Raw genomic sequence first — 15786 nt, 5'->3', positions numbered from 1 at the left:
CATGACGACCAAAATCGCCCATGCGCGAAAACTTTGCCTGAGCCTAATTGCCATCGCGGCAATAGGCGTTTCAGTCCTGCCGGCCTCGGCACAACAGGCATCTGGAAAATCCTTCGTGGATGACTTTGACAAGATCAACCGCGGCTTCTGGTATGTTTCCGACGGCTGGAACAACGGCGCCCACCAGAACTGCACCTGGTCGAAGAACAACGTGAACGTCGAGAACGGCGTCCTTCAACTCTCCTTCGCGGACGGAAAGTCCAAGGACCGCAGCTATCTCTGCGGGGAGATCCAGACGACCAAGCGTTACAGCTATGGCACCTATGAAGCCCGTATCAAGGCCGGCACCGGCTCGGGTCTGAATTCGGCGTTCTTCACTTACATCGGCCCTGCCGACAAGCAGAAGCACGATGAGATCGACTTCGAAGTGTTGGGCAAGAACACCGGCGAAGTGCAGGTAAACCAGTATGTCCAGGCCAAGGGCGGCAACGAGAAACTCGTTCCGGTTGGCAGCAAAGCCGATGATGGCTTCAATGACTATGCATTCATCTGGGAAAAAGACCGATTGCGCTACTACCTGAACGGCAAGCTCGTTCAGGACGTTACCGATCCGTCGAAGATACCGTCCAACCCGCAGAAGATCTTCTTCAGCCTCTGGGGTTCCGACACGCTTGCGAACTGGATGGGGCGCTTCGACTACACGAAGCCAGCCGTTCTCAGCGTCGATCGGGTTGCCTTCACCGCGCTTGGCGACAAGTGCCAATTCCCTGAATCCATCGCATGCACGCTCAACTGACCAGCGCCGGCAGAGCCCACACAGGAAAAGGAACGTCGATGCTCAAAGTGCTCTACCTCGTGCACGACCTGGCAGACCCTGCCGTCCGACGGCGGGTGCTGATGCTGCGCGAGGGCGGTGCCGAAGTGGTGCTGGCCGGTTTTCGCCGCGGGGAAAACCGCCTTGCCGAAGTGCACGGTGTAACCCCGATCGAACTCGGACGCACGGCCGACGCCCAGTTTGCGCAGCGAATGAGCGCGGTTACAAAGGCGATGGTCGGCCTGAAGGCGCTGCTGAAGAACGTCGAGAAACCCGATCTCATCATCGGCCGCAATCTCGAGGCACTCGCCGTCGCCCACAGGGCCAACGCACTGTTCGGCGGCAGCGTTCCTGTCGTCTATGAATGTCTGGACATCCACCGCCTGTTGCTGCGCGACGATGTGGTCGGCAAGATGATCCGCCGCGCCGAAGGACACTTCGGCCAGGATGCAAAGCTGATCCTGACGAGTTCTCCCGCCTTCATTGACAACTATTTCCGTCCTCGCTCAGGCGTCCAAGCGGAAACGCTTCTGATCGAAAACAAGGTCATCGCTCTGGATGAAACCGCGATAGAGCCCGCCTTCGCCCGCCCGTTCAAGCAGCCCGGACAGCCTTGGAAGATCGGCTGGTTCGGTGCCCTTCGCTGCCGCAAGTCGCTCGGTCTCCTTGCCGAATTCTCACGCCAGATGGAAGGCAGGGTCGAGATCGTTTTGCGTGGCCGCCCTGCCTACTCCGAATTCGAGGATTTCGACGCTTTCGTGCGCGATGAACCCTATCTTCGCTTCGAAGGCGCCTATCGCAATCCCGAGGACTTGCGGGCGATCTACGACGACGTCCACTTTTCCTGGGCCATCGATTTCTTCGAAGAGGGCCTCAATTCAAGCTGGCTCCTGCCGAACCGGCTGTACGAGGGCTGCCTGTATGGAGCGGTCCCGATCGCTCTGGAAGGAACCGAGACGGCACGCTTCCTTCAAGCGCGCGACATTGGCCTTAGACTCTCCGAAGCGAACTTTTCGCAGCTCGAGGAGCTGTTCGAAAACATGTCCGGCGAGCGTTACGGCGCATTGAGCGAGGCTGTTGCCGCCAAGGATCGCAAGATATGGCTTGCCGACCGCAGCGATTGTGCGGCCCTCGTTTCAAGCCTTTCCCGCCTTGTCCCGGCAACCGCAGAGAGGGGCGGTGCCGGTGCAATTATTCCAACAAGAGTGACTCCAGAAGGGTGGACAACCATGAAGCCTGATGTCGGTGCCAGCGTCTCCAGTCTCATCATCATTCCCTGCCTGAACGAAGAGAGGCATATCGAGGCTTTGCTCGCTAAGCTGAGCCTCGAAATCGATCACATGGATGCCCGGATCGTCGTCGCCGACGGCGGTAGCACGGATGCGACGCGCGACATCGTCGCCCGCATCAGCGCCGCTGATCCGAGGATTGTGCTGCTCCACAATCCCCGGCGGATCCAGAGTGCGGCGATCAATCTCGCGGTCCAGACCTTTGGCCGCGACTATGACTACCTGATCCGCATCGACGCACACGGCGATTACCCCGCCGACTATTGCCGCCGCCTCGTCCAGGAGGCCGAACTGACCCAGGCGGACTCTGTCGTGGTCGCCATGGAAACCGTCGGCTTCGGAGTCTTTCAGAAGGCGACGGCCTTCGCCCAGAACTCGAAGCTCGGGAACGGTGGCTCCAAGCATCGCGAAGGCGCCAAGGGCCATTGGACCAATCACGGCCATCACGCATTGATGCGCATCGCAGCCTTCGACACTGTCGGCGGCTACGATGAAACCTTCAGCCACAACGAGGATGCAGAACTCGACTACCGCTTGAAACAGGCGGGCTTCGGCATCTGGATGACGGACAAGACGCGGATGACCTACTATCCGCGCTCGACCATCTCGACGCTGTTCCGCCAATATCTGGGCTACGGTCGCGGCCGCGCCAAGAACATCCTGAAGCACGGCAGCATGCCCAATCTTCGGCAGATGCTTCCGCTTCTCGTCGTACCGGTGTTCATCGGTGCGTTTCTCGCCGTTCTGAACTGGGCCGCCGTCATCCCGTTTAGCCTCTGGGCCGTTGCCTGCGTTGGCTACGGCTTCTGGATGGCCATCGGCCACAAGAATCCATACGGGCCCCTCGCCGCCGTTTCGGCAATGGTGATGCACTTTGCCTGGTCGGCCGGCTTCTGGATGGAGCTTCTGAGCTTCCGCGGCAGGAAGGTCTCTTCATGAACGATGTGAAGCCCATGCAGATCGATATCGGCGTCTGCACCTACCGCCGCGCTTCGCTCGACGAAGCGCTGCTTTCGCTTGCGATTCTTGCCGTTCCGGAAGGCGCGAAGCTGCGGATCATCGTTGCCGACAACGACAAGGTTCCGAGCGCCAAGGAACGGGTCGATGCGCTTCGTGCGACCATTCCGCACGAAATTGCCTATGTGCACTGCCCGGCATCGAACATCTCGATTGCCCGCAACGCATGCCTGGACAAAGCAACCGGCGACTTCCTGGCTTTCATCGATGATGATGAGGATGCCAGCGAAGAATGGCTGGTGGAATTACTTGCCGCTGCCAAGAAGACCAAGGCCGACGCCGTGCTTGGCCCCGTTCGCAGCGTCTACTCGTCCACGGCGCCGAACTGGATGCGCGAGGGTGACTTCCACTCGACCCTGCCCGTATGGGTCGGCGGTGAAATCCGCACCGGCTATACCTGCAACGTCCTCCTTCGCCTCGACTCACCTCACGTGGCCGGCCGCCGCTTCAATCTGGCCCTCGGTCGCACCGGCGGTGAGGACACCGAATTCTTCAGCCATATGCATACCGATGGCGGCGGGATTGCCTTTGCACCCGAAGCCTATGTCTATGAACCGGTAACCGAAAGCCGGGCTGGCCTGTCCTGGCTCGCCAAACGCCGCTTTCGCTTCGGCCAGACGCATGGGCGGTTGCTCCAGGAAAAGAACACCGGCCTGCAGCGTCTAAAGCAGATCGGCCTTGCCGCTGCCAAGGCGGCCTTCTGCTACGGCGCGGCGCTTGCCTGCATCTTTTCTCCGATTCCACGCTATCGCTACGCCCTTCGCGGCCTCATGCATACCGGCGTGGTGAGTGGTTTGCTGGGTGTCAGGGAAATCCGTCAGTACGGAACGGCGGAGGCTGCATGACGCAAACCCAGCCCGACGTCAGCTTCATCGTCGCCGCTTACAATGCGGAAGAAACGCTCGCCAAGGCGATCGACAGCGCCCTTGCACAACAGGGCGTGTCGGTGGAAGTGATCGTCGCCGATGACTGCTCGACGGATGAGACGAGAGCCATTGCCGAAAGCTATGCGAACAGGGGCGTGAAGCTTCTGGCGCTTGCGCGCAATGGCGGGCCAGCGGCAGCGCGCAACGCCGCGTTGTCGGCGGCGACCGGCCGATGGCTAGCTGTGCTCGACTCCGACGACACGGTCGAGCCGCGGCGACTGCAGCGCATAATCGAGCGCGCCGAGAATGCCGGTGCCCAGATTGCCGTCGACAATCTTCGCGTCATTCGCGCCGACGGGACGCCGCCGGAGACGATGTTTACCGAGCAATCGCTGGCCGAAACACCGGAACTGATACTTCCCGTATTTATACGGTCGAATGCCCTGTTTCAGACAACCCATAACTTTGGTTATCTCAAGCCGATCTTTCAGCGCGCTTTCATCGAACAGCATGAACTTCGCTTCAACGAGGCCCTGAAGGTTGGCGAGGACTACCTGTTCCTCGCCTCGGCCATGGCGCTTGGGGGGCGCTGCGTGATCGAGCCGGTCCCCGGCTACGACTACCAGATCCGCGAGGGATCGATTTCGCGCGTTCTTGCCCTTCATCACATCGATGCCATGATCGAGGGTGATAAGACCTTCCTTCGAGATCACACGCTGGATGCGGAGGCGGCGGCCGCACAGGAGTTTCGCGAACAAAGCCTCCGCCGAGGCCGCGCATTCCTCATCCTCGTACAGAACATCAAAGACCGGTCGATCTCCGGAGCGATCAAAACGGCCTGGAGCAATCCGTCGGCGGTGGCGCATCTCAAGATGCCGATCGCCATTCGGATCAATCGCGCACTCGCGCCGCTTCGCCATCTGATAAGCCCACGGACCGACCTAACAGCCATCGATGGCGTGACCCGCTCCCGCAAAGGATAGAGCCATGAACCAACGGAACCTGACCTTGCACAGCACCCTGCCCAAAGGGGCCGACGATTCCGATTCATTCATCGACATCGATCGCCTGATTGCCATTCTGATCCGCCGTGCCGGATCGATCGCGCTTTGCGTCGCCGCAACCGTGACGCTCGCCGTCATCTATCTGCTCTTTGCGACGGCGCAGTACACGTCGATGACCCAGATCCTGCTTGATGACAACATGGCGAAATACGCACAAGATGCGACCCCGGTCGCAAGCTCGCAGCAGGTCGACATGGAGATCGCCAGCGCCGTCGAAATCCTGAAATCGAACCAGCTTGCGCTTCGCGTGGTTGATGCCGAGAAGCTCCAGGACAATGATACGCTCCTCGATCCTCCGAAGTCCCCCGCCGCGCTGATCAAGTCGGGGATAAAGCTGGTCGTGAGCGCATTGGCTCCGGGTGGCCCACCGGCCACCGAAGCCGATGAGCGCAATGCCCGCCGCCAGAAGGCGGCCGCATTGCTTCAGGACGCCGTGACCGTATCGCGCGTCAACCGCAGTTCCGTTCTGGCGGTATCCTTCCGTTCGACCGACAAGCTTCTTGCCGCGCGGATCACCAAAGCCTATGCGAACGCCTATCTGAACGATCAGTTGAACGCCAATTTCGACGCAACGGAGAGCGCCTCCGTCTGGCTGCAGCAGCGCCTTTCCGATCTTCGCGAGCGGTCGCAGCAGGCGGCCCTCGATGTCGCAAAGTTCAAGGCTGAGAACGGCCTGACGTCCGCCAACGGCGAACTGATGTCGGAGCAACAGCTTGCCGACTTGAACAAGCAGTTGATCGTCGCCCAGGCCGACAGCGCCAGTGCATCGGCCCGGTACAACCAGTTCAAGTCCATCATCGATCTTGGTCCTGAGAGCGCCGTCAACAACGCCGCGATCTCGTCGGGCCAAGCGGATAATACGGTGATCAAGGACCTGCGCACGCGCTACGCGGCCGTAAACAAGCGTGAGCAGGAGGTCACGACGAATTTCGGGGAAGATCATCCGCAGGCCGTCGCTTTGCGTGCCGAAAAACAGGATCTGACCCGGCAGATCTATCAGGAACTGCAGCAACTGACCGCCAGCTACCGCAACGAGTTCGAAGTCACCCGCTCGCGCGAGGCCTCGCTTCGCCAGAACATCGAACACCTGACCGGCAAGAATTCGGAAGCCGACAGGTCGATCGTCCAACTCAGCGATCTCGAGCAACGCGCAGCTGCGCTGAAGACCCTCTATGAATCCTACCTCGGCAAGTACGAGGAGGCTTCACAGCAGCAGTCCTTCCCCATTGCCAAGGCTCGTGTGATCTCCGAAGCTGGAGTACCGGTATCGCCGTCGAGCCCGAAGAAGACCATGACGCTCGGCCTCGCGATCGTTCTTGGCCTGATGGCCGGCGGCGCGCTGACCGCCTTCCAGGAGTTCCGGGAGCGCTTCTTCCGCGTCGAGGGCGATGTCAGGACTATGCTTGGCCTCAAGTTCCTCGGTTATCTGCCCCGCATCGGCAAACCGACGCGAGACGGCACGATCTTCCGGCAGCGTACCAGCCCTTCCGTGGAGCCTGCCGAAGCCGCCGATTCCGACGCGACGTTCGAACGCATCATGCGCGTCGTCCTCGAAGCACCACGCTCGATCTTCGCCGAAACCCTGCGCAATGCGAAGCTTGCGAGCGACGTCATGTTCCAGGGCAAATCCGACCGCGTCATCGGCGTTGTCTCGGCAATGCCGGGAGAAGGCAAGTCGACGACGGCCGCCAATTTCGCGGCACTCCTCGCCTCCAGCGGCAAGCGCACGCTGCTCATCGACGCGGACCTTCGCAACCCGGGACTGACCCGGATGCTGAAGAATCCTCCGCAACAGGGACTTGTCGAAGCCGTTCTTGGTGAGGTTCCGTGGGCAAGCGCCGTCAAGATCGATCCGAGAACGAAGCTGGCAATCCTGCCGGTTCTGCCGAACGATCATCTAATGCACACCAGCGAACTGCTTGCTTCGCAGGGCATGTTCAATCTCATGGAGAATGCCCGCAAGATGTTCGACTACATCGTCGTCGACCTTGCGCCGCTTGGCCCGGTCATCGATGCCAAGGCATTTGCACCACAGGTGGACGGCTTCCTGTTTGTAACTGAGTGGGGCTCGACGCCGACATCAGTCGTGCGTGACCTCCTCAATGCAGAGCCGCAAATCAAGTCCAAGATTCTCGGTGTGATCCTCAACAAGACAGATATGACCGAACTCGGCAAGTTCACCAATTTCGGCGGCACGGAACGCTACCGTCATAAATACGTGAGCTACTATACCGACGAAAAGTCAAAGAAGCGGGAGCCAGCGGAAGCTGGCGCCTGATCAAGTCTGGAACAGATGCACACGCCCCTTCCACAGTCTGGCAACAGTCAGTTTGCCGCTGTGGTAGGCTGCGGTATCGAGGTTCAGTCTCTTCGGCAGCACCTCGGGCTCATCGTTCGGCGTATGGCCGTGGACGATCACCTTCGGCAGCGGCACGCGGCTCTCGAAGAAGCGATGACGGATGAAAACGAGGTCGTCGTCGCTTTGAGCGTCGATCGACAGCATGGGATCAATGCCCGCGTGCACGAAGAGCACATTCGGCGTATCGACGAGGATCGGCAAGGATCGCAGAAAGTCCACGTGCGGCTTCGGTATAGATTGCCTGATGAACCCATCGAGCTTCGCCGCGGTCGGGAAAATCCGCGGCAGTTGATCCGGATCAAGCCCATAGGACCGCAGCAGCGCGTCAGAACCCATTCGCATCCAATCCGAGAACGAAATCAGGCCATCGAGGTAATCGAGCATCGTCGTCTCATGGTTGCCGGTCAGGCAGATGCGGTCGAAGCTCTCGGGCGGAGGCGCCATCAGGTGAGAGATGACCTGCGCCGATGACGGGCCCCGGTCGATGTAGTCGCCAAGCGTGATGATCAGCTTGCGGCCTGGAATAGTCGCAGCATCATCGGTGATTGCCTGCTCTGCCTTCTGCAACAGGTCAAGCCTGCCATGAATATCGCCGATGGCGTAGATCGGAATATCGCCGGGATCCAGTTTCAGCCGCTCACGGACCGTCGAAGGCATATTGAACCTCTCATTGCGGGCGTCGAAGCGTCGTCACGCTTCGCATGTGTGCGATCAAGCGACAATAAAAATTCAATCGCTCGCGCATTCGTAGAAAAACGGCCCTTATCATTGCGCCCGTGATCCATCAATCCTACAGGCTCAACTGATCGGAGGAGCGATGGGTACCGTATCGCGGTTTCATGACCGGACAAGACCACCCGCGCACCGTATCGAAAGCGAGGAAGAGGCGATAGCCACTGCACGGCGCCTCGCCGTAGATTTCGCACTCCAGGCAAGCGAGCGGGATATCAACCGGGTCTTCCCTCGCGCTGAGCTCGATGCGCTTTTTCAGTCCGGCCTGGCCGCTGTGACAATCCCACCGGAGCATGAGGGCCTTGACGTTGCCAACGCGCTTCTCGGCGAAATTGTCGCCATCATCGCTCAGGGCGATTCTTCGATCGGCGAATGCCTGGAGCAACACTTCACCGCGCTGGAGGGGCTAAGGAATGAGCCCGACGACGAGCGCAAAACCCTCCTCTTCGCACGCGCCCTTGCCGGCGACCATTTCGTGGGTGCGACCTTCGCTGAAACGAGCGCGGCGACTCCCGTAGGGCGCCACTATCCATTGAGCGGCCGGAGCTCTCGGGTCCCCGGCATCCTTTTTGCCGATTGGATTGCCGCCGACGCCGTCGATGCCCAAGGACAGTCGCTTCGCTTCTACCTGTCTTGCGAAACCCCGGGGCTGCAGATCATCGACGATTGGGATGGTTTCGGGCAAAGAACGAACGGCGCCGGAACCGCAGTCGCCCATGATGTGACCGGCAACGGGGAAGCAGCGCGCCACACGACCGCTCCGGTCCTGGCGGCCCTGCTCCATGCGGGCACGGACCTCGGCATCGCCCGCGCCGCCCTTTCCAATCTTCGGGACGCGCCGCGTTCCGCCGCTGTTGGAAAGCTTGCGCTCTCCGTGCAGGCAGCGGCAGCGCTCGTGGAAAGCGCCGGCACCAAGTTGGATTTCGCCCAAGTAAGCCCGTCGACAGCAGCGACCGAGGCTGCCTTCTTCTCAGCGTCGGCCGCCAAGGTCATGGCGAGCAGGACGGCGCTGGACGTTGCGAACGCACTGTTCGAGTGGTCAGGTAACGATGCAACGAGCATCGGCCGGAACCTCGACCGGCACTGGAGAAACGCTCGGATTCGCGCGAACGCCACGGCCACCGACGATCTCTACCGGACCGCGGCGGCATACTATTTCGGCGATAACTGACGCCTTAGTTGGCGACCGAGATGCGGACTTCATCTTCGGCATCATCGAGCTTATTGCCCGAAGCGACGAATTGCTCGAGCGTCATGTTGTCCAAAATGTCAGCGATCGCATCCCGGACCTCGGTCATGGAACGCCGCACCTGACAGTTCTCGGGATCGGAACAGTCGTCACACGCCTCAAAGGCCGTGCGGCTGGCGCAGCGAATGGGCGCCAAAGGGCCGTCGAGGGTGCGGATAACGTGACCGATGCGGATCTCAGATGCCGGCCGCGATAGCGAGTAGCCGCCGCCAGGCCCCTTCTTCGATCGCAGAATGCCGACATTTCGCAATTCGAGCAGGATCGTATCCAGAAACTTCTTCGGAATGTTGTTGCGCGAGGCAACGTCGTTAATGAAGGCCGTTTCCCCCGGGGCAAGCCGTGCCAAGTCGACCAGCGCCTTCAACCCATACTTTCCCTTTTTCGTCAGCATTTTTTATTGCCTTGCGCCCCCCTACTCCATCCCCATTATTCAGCAAATAACGCCAAAAACGTGAACACACAACGAATAGCCATTATTTATATAGTTTATATCCGTGTTCGCCTTGCTGGGTCACAGCATAAGTGCCCAGTCGCAATTCTTGCGGCGTAACAACGTCCTCTGATCTCAATTGGTCATTGAAGCATTGACGAAGGCTGGGCACCGGCGGCCTCCAGAAGAGCCGGTGCGCCGACGTTTTGCGGCAACCTCACATTCACCGCTCGGGCAAGCAAAAGAGCTCGACCTTCTCAGCGAACCCCTTGAGCGTGTGCCAGCCGGCCGAGACAGCGGCCGCGCACGCTTCCTTCCGGAATCGGTCCGACATCAGAAGCGGAACACGAAGATCTCCGCATGCCGTCTGGATGCGGCTGACAAGATTGACATCGGGGCCGATCAACGTGAAATCGAGACGGCGGCCGGAGCCGATGTTGCCGTAGCTGACCTCGCCATGGTGTAGCGCGATGCCGACTTTCGGAGCAATTTCGCCAAACTCGAAGCGATCGATCTCCTGCAGAATATCCCGGGCGGCGCTCAATGCCGACGCACAGCTGCGGGCCGCATCGTAGCCGGGAAAGAAAGCGAGAACGGCATCGCCCATGAACTTCAGCACTTCGCCGCCTTCCCGCGTAATCGGCGGGATGACCTTGTCGAAATAGGCGTTCAGCAATTCAAGTACGCTGTTGCTGGGGAGCAGGTTCGAGATTTCGGTGAAACCGCGCAGGTCGCAAAGCAGCAGCGCGGCCTCCATGGACTCGATCTCGCCCTGCCGGATCTGCCCGGCGAGGATGCGTTGTGCCGTCAGCGGGCCAATATAGGTATCGAGCAGGCTAAGCTCGACCTGACGCATCACCCGCAATTCGCAGGTGTTACGCAAGGCCGGCAGGATTCGCTCGATAACCTGGATTTCTGCGGCCGTGAAGCCGCCTGGTCGCCGCGTACCGAAGGCGACCGCACTCACCGGCCCGTCGGCATTGCAGAGCGGCGCGATCATCAGTTGCACAAGCCCGCGGCCGGCAAAGATATCGATGCCCTGCCAGCGTCCGTGAACACTATCGCCCGGTCCGACGACAAGCGGCTCGCGACTATCCATGACTTTACGCAACGGGCTGTTGGCAAAGGTCTGACGCATGCCGTGGTTGCGATCGTGAATCTCCACCGGCTCGCCGGGTGCCCACGCAAGCGTTCGGCCGATGAGTTCCGGATGGAGCGTCATCAGGTGAAGCGTCAGGCGATCGATGGGCAGGCCGAGTGCCTGCAGGCGGCGGCCAAGACCCGATATCAAACCGGGCTCATCAAGGGCATGGCATTCATCGCCGGAGATCCACTCGATCAGCGACAGCAGCGAGTTGGTACTGCCCGCCATGCGGTCGGCTTTTGCCATCCGATTTTCGGCTTCGTCGATTTGGGCAATGCGGTTCATGGCATTTCTCCTTGGAAACGGCAGGCGACGCTAGTGAGCACCGCCTCCCGAAAGGTGGCCGGGCTTCTTCAACAGGAGCGTCGCAAGCAATGCGACGATCAGGGCGACGCCAAGCAGAAAGAAGGTGTCGCTGAAGGCCATGATGTTGGCCTGCTTGCGCAGCTTCAGCGCGATCGCAACGACGGCTTTGTGTGTGGCAACCGCCTGATCGCTGACACCATGGTTCATGAAGTAGGCTGTCAGTTTCGCGACACGATCCCGCGTGGCTTCCTCGAAGACCGAGACCGAGTTCGTCAGGATGTTCGAATGAAACTGCTCCCGCTTCGTCAGGAAGGTCTGCAGGCTTGCAATGCCGACAGCGCCGCCGAGATTGCGCATCATGTTGAACAGTGCGGACGCGGAACCCGCATTTTCCTGCTCGATACCCGCCGTTGCGATGGCCGAGAGCGGCACGAAGACAAGCGACTGTCCGATGGCGCGAATAACATTCGGCCAGAAGAGCTGATCGCTCCCATAGTCCCCGGTCATGTGGACGTTCATCAAGTTCGACGCTGCAAACAGAGCAAAACCGACGGCAATCAGCAACCGCACGTCAAAGCGCTTCATCAGGCGGGGCACCAGGGGAATCAACAGCAACTGCGGGATACCTGTCCATGCCAACACCATGCCAATCTGCTCCGAATTGTATCCTTGGATGCGCGACAGATAGATCGGCAAGACGAAAGCCGAGCCATAGAGCGCGATGCCGAGCAGGACATTCGCCACAATGCCGAAGCCGAAGTTGCGTCGCGCTAGCAGCCGGAGGTTCAATAGCGGATTCGCAGTTCTGAATTCGATGATGAGGAAGAGCGCCAACGAGACAGCAGCAACGACCGAGAGCCGGACGATGAAGTCCGATCCGAACCAATCCTCCTTGTTACCTTCCTCGAGAACGGTTTGAAGTGCGGCGAGGCCGATGGCCATCGTGATGATACCGGGCCAATCGCCCTTGGCGAGCAGGCCGAGTTTCATCGGAGCGCGATCGAGCGAGGCCCAAAGCAATCCCACCATCAACGCGCCGGGAACCAGGTTGACGTAGAAGATGAACTCCCAGCCGTAATTCTCAGTCAGGTATCCACCGATGGTCGGCCCGATCGCGGGAGCGAAAGTTGCCGAGAGTGCAAAGAGCGCCAGACCGATCGGCTGCTTGGGCTTGGGCAGCAACGTGATGATAATCGTAAACGCCATCGGGATCAGAACGCCGCCAGCAAAACCTTGGATAGCACGCAGCACGATCATCTGTTGCAGGTTTGTTGCAAGCGCGCAGGCGACCGAGAACAACAGAAACAGAATGGCATTGGTCAGAAGATACTTCCGAAGGGAAAAGACCTGGGCAAGCCAGCCGCTGAGCGGGATAACCACGATCTCCGCGATGAGGTAGGACGTCGAAATCCAGCCTCCATCGTCCTTGCCCGCGCCGATCGCGCCCTGAATATCCGCGAGCGAAGCGTTGACGATCTGGATATTGAGAACGGCCATGAACGCACCGAGCGTCGAGCCGACGACTGCGCTCCACATTCTCAATGTGCTCATTGCGGGCGCGGGATTCGAAACAGCAGCGGAGGGTGCGCTGTTGCTGGTGGCCTGAATAGTAGACATGACGCTTCTCCTTCCGGCTCTACGGAAGAGAATCTCGCGAACGAGATTCGACTGATAATTCGGAAACCGAGGCAGGACATCCAGTCAGCGTGGATAGTCCCTGACGCAGGCGACTTATTTGACAGCGGCTTTGGTGTCGATTTCCGGCTCCACGGACATTCCCGCACGCAGCAACCCGCTCATGCCCTCGTCGTCGATCACGATCTTGACCGGGATGCGCTGAACGATCTTGGTAAAGTTGCCGGTCGCATTGTCCGGAGGCAGGAGAGAAAATTCCAATCCGCTCGCCGGCGAGATGCTGTCAACATGGCCCTTGATTTCCTCGTCGGGAAAGCCGTCGACTTTGACCTCGACAGGCTGGCCGGCGCGGACATGGGTTAGTTGGGTTTCCTTGAAGTTCGCAACCACATAGACGGAATGCAGCGGCACAACCGCCATAAGCTGTGTGCCCGACGTCACGAACTGCCCGACCCGAATGGTGCGCGCGCCGACGGTGCCGTCAACGGGAGCGATGATCTGAGTGTAGGACAGGTTGAGCTCAGCCTGGTGCTGGGCGGCAGCAGCGCGATCGCGCTGAGCAGCGGCTTGGTCGCGCTGTGTCTCCAGCACGGGGACTTTCCTCTCCGCCGCGACCAATGCCGCCTGGTCTCGTTCGACCGCCGCTTGCGCCTGGTCATGAACCGCCCGACTCTGTTCCGCCCGCGATTGCGTGCCGGCGCCATTGGTGATCAACCGCTGCGAGCGAGCCGCGTCAGAACGGGCGAAATCCAGCGTTGCCTGCGATGCATCGATCGTGGCCTTCGCCTGGCCAATGATCGACTGCTGCAGTTCGATTTGCGCATCGAGATTGGTAATGGCTGCTGTGGCTGCCTTTACATCCGCCCTGGCTTGCGACAGCGCAGCCTGCTGATCGCGATCATCTATCTTGGCGAGAACCTGGCCAGCCTTCACCGTATCGTTGTCGTTGACGAGGACTTCGGCGACATACCCTGAGACCTTCGGCGCAACGGTCGTATAGTCGGCTTTCACATAGGCATCGTCGGTGGATTCGATGAAGCGACCGACGGTCCAATAGTGATGGCCGTAGTCAACCATCAGGGCGACGCCGGCCAGGAGCGCAGTGGCAATGATCGTCCGCTTGAATGCTTTGCGGCTTTTCTTGCCTGCAGGTGAGCCGGGGACGTCCGCCTTCGGGGCGAGTGGCGCTTCGGCGACCTTTGCGACGTCAGCGTCGCCGGTAACTTCGAACGCTACCTTGCGAGGTAATTCGACCATTGTCCTTCTCCAGTACTTTGCCTCGCTGGGCGAGGTTCAATTCGATGAGACGGATATGCGCTGTCGCGTGCGTTCTGATAATCTGCTTAAATCGGGAAGGATCATCAACTCAGAGCGGATAATCGGGGAGATGCAATGGACCGGCTGACAAGCCTTGCAGTGTTTGGTCGCGTGGTGGAATGCGGCGGCTTTTCCGCGGCGGCTCGTCGTCTCAATATGTCCGTCACTATGGTCGGGAATCACGTTCAGTCGCTGGAAGACAGGCTGGGTGTCAGGTTGCTGAATCGTACGACGCGCAAGGTCAGCCTCACGGAAACCGGCAAATATTACTATGAGCGCTCGGCCCAGATCCTCGCCGATCTCGAGGAAGCCGACGGCACCGCCGGTGCGATGAGTTCGACACCGCGCGGCACGCTCAAGGTCTATACCAGCGCCGCGATCGTCCGCTTTCTGCTGCCCGTTGTAAGCGAGTTTCTTGAGCTTTACCCTTCGGTCGCCCTCGACCTGAGTGTCGGGGAACGGATGATCGATATGGTCGAGGAAGGTTGCGATCTAGCGATCCGCACCGTGCCGCCGCCGGATTCGAGCCTCATTGTCAGGAAGCTGACACCGTGGAGGCACATCCTCGTATGCTCGCCAAGCTATCTTGAAAACCACCCGATGCCGCAGGTGCCGGCTGATTTGGCCAACCACAACTGCCTTCAGTATACCTACTACCCCTATGGAGACGAGTGGCGCTTTGAAGACACCGATGGCGCGCAGGTGAGCATGAGGATCGGCGGCAACATCGTATCGAACAGCGCCGAGACGCTTCGGCACCTCACGGCAACCGGCCAGGGCATTTTCCTGGCTCCGAGCTTCGTGGTGTTCGATGACATTGCCTCGGGAAGTTTCGTTCGAATGATGACCGACTATCGTGCCGTCGAATTCAGCATCAATGCCATCTATCCGAACCGCAATCACCTGCCAACGAAGGTCCGACTCTTCCTCGACCTGCTCGTTGAGCGTTTTGCAGAGCACCGGAAATGGATGACCTGAAGGGTTAGCTCAGTTCGTGTTTTGCGTCGGCGGTGGAGCAGCGCTGGGGCTGCTGGCTCCTGCCGGCGCTCTCGGCGCCGGGCTGGTGCCGCCGCCCGTCCAAACGCTGAATGCCACGACGATCACCGCGACCACGAAGACAACCGCGATTAGCAACGCCCAGGCAGAAAGACTGCGCCCTTCTCTCGACAGAGCCCTTTCCTGCGCTTCGTAGGCGGTGTGCCGTTCGGTGGAATGGTCGTCCGGCCTGTTGTCATTGGCGGTCATCGTCGCACCTCTGGCACCGAAACGCGGCCGGTGTTCGGCAAGTTCCCTGAGAGGTCAGATCAGATCAGGGGATCACGGCCCTCGGCTGCGCTGAGGTTCAGTTCACGGGCGATGTCCTCCGCATCCCTCTTGCTGAGGCCAACGAAGTCCCTGCCGTCCGTTGCCGCCGGCAAGGAGGTCAATGTGTCGACAATCGTCCACCCGCCACGTGGTTCCTGGCGAATCTCGTAGCGAGGCAGATCATCAGGGGCACAAGTTTCATCTGTCACGTTTCACCGCGGCCTCAGTGTTCTTCTCGATCATATCTGCCGCGACGAAT

General features: G+C 59.9%; 14 protein-coding genes and 1 pseudogene. 8 read left to right on the top strand and 7 right to left on the bottom strand.

Annotated features, from left to right (window positions below; all coding sequences use genetic code 11):
• Nucleotide 1: 1 nt before the first annotated feature.
• The 6 genes and pseudogenes from FHT76_RS18420 (at nt 2) to FHT76_RS18395 (ending at nt 7328) form a co-directional block, all read left to right on the top strand.
• Nucleotides 2–796 carry a glycoside hydrolase family 16 protein gene (locus FHT76_RS18420; protein ID WP_183861618.1) on the top strand — a complete coding sequence of 265 codons (795 nt, stop codon included), beginning with the start codon at nt 2–4 and terminating at the stop codon, nt 794–796.
• 38 nt (nt 797–834) lie between these two features.
• A pseudogene (locus FHT76_RS18415) lies at nt 835–1983 on the top strand (glycosyl transferase); the annotation flags it as partial.
• Between the two features lie 60 nt (nt 1984–2043).
• Complete coding sequence (locus FHT76_RS18410) at nt 2044–3042, top strand: glycosyltransferase family 2 protein (RefSeq protein WP_183862011.1); 999 nt, start codon at nt 2044–2046, stop codon at nt 3040–3042.
• The gene (locus FHT76_RS18405) at nt 3039–3965 is read left to right on the top strand and encodes a glycosyltransferase family 2 protein (RefSeq protein WP_183861620.1); all 927 of its coding nucleotides are present in this window, start codon (nt 3039–3041) and stop codon (nt 3963–3965) included. The genes FHT76_RS18410 and FHT76_RS18405 overlap by 4 nt, the downstream gene beginning before the upstream one ends.
• Nucleotides 3962–4969 carry a glycosyltransferase family 2 protein gene (locus tag FHT76_RS18400; protein WP_183861622.1) on the top strand — a complete coding sequence of 336 codons (1008 nt, stop codon included), beginning with the start codon at nt 3962–3964 and terminating at the stop codon, nt 4967–4969. The genes FHT76_RS18405 and FHT76_RS18400 overlap by 4 nt, the downstream gene beginning before the upstream one ends.
• A 4-nt stretch (nt 4970–4973) precedes the next feature.
• On the top strand, nt 4974–7328 hold the full coding sequence (locus FHT76_RS18395) for a polysaccharide biosynthesis tyrosine autokinase (RefSeq protein WP_183861624.1): 2355 nt from the start codon (nt 4974–4976) through the stop codon (nt 7326–7328).
• On the opposite strand, the gene FHT76_RS18390 is transcribed toward FHT76_RS18395, so the two are convergent.
• Nucleotides 7329–8066 carry a metallophosphoesterase gene (locus FHT76_RS18390; protein ID WP_183861626.1) on the bottom strand — a complete coding sequence of 246 codons (738 nt, stop codon included), beginning with the start codon at nt 8064–8066 and terminating at the stop codon, nt 7329–7331. It lies immediately after the preceding gene.
• Between the two features lie 160 nt (nt 8067–8226).
• On the opposite strand from FHT76_RS18390, the gene FHT76_RS18385 reads away from it, so the two are divergent.
• The gene (locus FHT76_RS18385; RefSeq protein ID WP_183861628.1) at nt 8227–9312 is read left to right on the top strand and encodes a monooxygenase; all 1086 of its coding nucleotides are present in this window, start codon (nt 8227–8229) and stop codon (nt 9310–9312) included.
• A gap of 4 nt (nt 9313–9316) precedes the next feature.
• Here the strand turns inward: FHT76_RS18385 and FHT76_RS18380 are convergent, their stop codons facing one another.
• The 4 genes from FHT76_RS18380 to FHT76_RS18365 form a co-directional block, all read right to left on the bottom strand.
• Nucleotides 9317–9781, bottom strand: coding sequence for an Rrf2 family transcriptional regulator (locus FHT76_RS18380; RefSeq protein WP_183861630.1), 465 nt, complete (start codon nt 9779–9781; stop codon nt 9317–9319).
• Nucleotides 9782–10043: 262 nt separating this feature from the next.
• Nucleotides 10044–11210 (bottom strand): adenylate/guanylate cyclase domain-containing protein, encoded by a 1167-nt coding sequence (locus FHT76_RS18375; protein WP_246712599.1) that lies wholly within the window; start codon nt 11208–11210, stop codon nt 10044–10046.
• Nucleotides 11211–11279: 69 nt separating this feature from the next.
• Entirely contained in the window at nt 11280–12887 is a 1608-nt protein-coding gene (locus FHT76_RS18370; protein ID WP_183861632.1) for an MDR family MFS transporter, read from the bottom strand.
• Between the two features lie 114 nt (nt 12888–13001).
• A complete protein-coding gene (locus FHT76_RS18365; protein ID WP_183861634.1) occupies nt 13002–14162 on the bottom strand; it encodes an HlyD family secretion protein in 1161 nt (386 codons plus the stop codon).
• 135 nt (nt 14163–14297) lie between these two features.
• Here FHT76_RS18365 and FHT76_RS18360 point away from each other — a divergent pair, with 135 nt between their 5' ends.
• The gene (locus tag FHT76_RS18360) at nt 14298–15200 is read left to right on the top strand and encodes a LysR family transcriptional regulator (RefSeq protein ID WP_183755541.1); all 903 of its coding nucleotides are present in this window, start codon (nt 14298–14300) and stop codon (nt 15198–15200) included.
• Between the two features lie 9 nt (nt 15201–15209).
• On the opposite strand, the gene FHT76_RS18355 is transcribed toward FHT76_RS18360, so the two are convergent.
• Both FHT76_RS18355 and FHT76_RS18350 read right to left on the bottom strand, forming a co-directional pair.
• Nucleotides 15210–15467 (bottom strand): hypothetical protein, encoded by a 258-nt coding sequence (locus FHT76_RS18355; RefSeq protein ID WP_183755540.1) that lies wholly within the window; start codon nt 15465–15467, stop codon nt 15210–15212.
• A gap of 59 nt (nt 15468–15526) precedes the next feature.
• On the bottom strand, nt 15527–15736 hold the full coding sequence (locus tag FHT76_RS18350) for a hypothetical protein (RefSeq protein WP_183861636.1): 210 nt from the start codon (nt 15734–15736) through the stop codon (nt 15527–15529).
• Between the last annotated feature and the right edge of the window lie 50 nt (nt 15737–15786).

The organism is Rhizobium sp. BK176 (assembly GCF_024808055.1).
Note: the sequence above shows the minus strand (reverse complement) of the source record. Positions and strands in the feature narration are given on the sequence as shown.

Excerpts from the sequence above, each read along its gene's own strand:
- FHT76_RS18420 (WP_183861618.1), top strand. The coding sequence starts at position 2 with ATGACGACCAAAATCGCCCATGCGCGAAAACTTTGCCTGAGCCTAATT.
- FHT76_RS18410 (WP_183862011.1), top strand. The coding sequence starts at position 2,044 with ATGAAGCCTGATGTCGGTGCCAGCGTCTCCAGTCTCATCATCATTCCC.
- FHT76_RS18405 (WP_183861620.1), top strand. The coding sequence starts at position 3,039 with ATGAACGATGTGAAGCCCATGCAGATCGATATCGGCGTCTGCACCTAC.
- FHT76_RS18400 (WP_183861622.1), top strand. The coding sequence starts at position 3,962 with ATGACGCAAACCCAGCCCGACGTCAGCTTCATCGTCGCCGCTTACAAT.
- FHT76_RS18395 (WP_183861624.1), top strand. The coding sequence starts at position 4,974 with ATGAACCAACGGAACCTGACCTTGCACAGCACCCTGCCCAAAGGGGCC.
- FHT76_RS18390 (WP_183861626.1), bottom strand. The coding sequence starts at position 8,066 with ATGCCTTCGACGGTCCGTGAGCGGCTGAAACTGGATCCCGGCGATATT.
- FHT76_RS18385 (WP_183861628.1), top strand. The coding sequence starts at position 8,227 with ATGGGTACCGTATCGCGGTTTCATGACCGGACAAGACCACCCGCGCAC.
- FHT76_RS18380 (WP_183861630.1), bottom strand. The coding sequence starts at position 9,781 with ATGCTGACGAAAAAGGGAAAGTATGGGTTGAAGGCGCTGGTCGACTTG.
- FHT76_RS18375 (WP_246712599.1), bottom strand. The coding sequence starts at position 11,210 with ATGGCAAAAGCCGACCGCATGGCGGGCAGTACCAACTCGCTGCTGTCG.
- FHT76_RS18370 (WP_183861632.1), bottom strand. The coding sequence starts at position 12,887 with ATGTCTACTATTCAGGCCACCAGCAACAGCGCACCCTCCGCTGCTGTT.
- FHT76_RS18365 (WP_183861634.1), bottom strand. The coding sequence starts at position 14,162 with ATGGTCGAATTACCTCGCAAGGTAGCGTTCGAAGTTACCGGCGACGCT.
- FHT76_RS18360 (WP_183755541.1), top strand. The coding sequence starts at position 14,298 with ATGGACCGGCTGACAAGCCTTGCAGTGTTTGGTCGCGTGGTGGAATGC.
- FHT76_RS18355 (WP_183755540.1), bottom strand. The coding sequence starts at position 15,467 with ATGACCGCCAATGACAACAGGCCGGACGACCATTCCACCGAACGGCAC.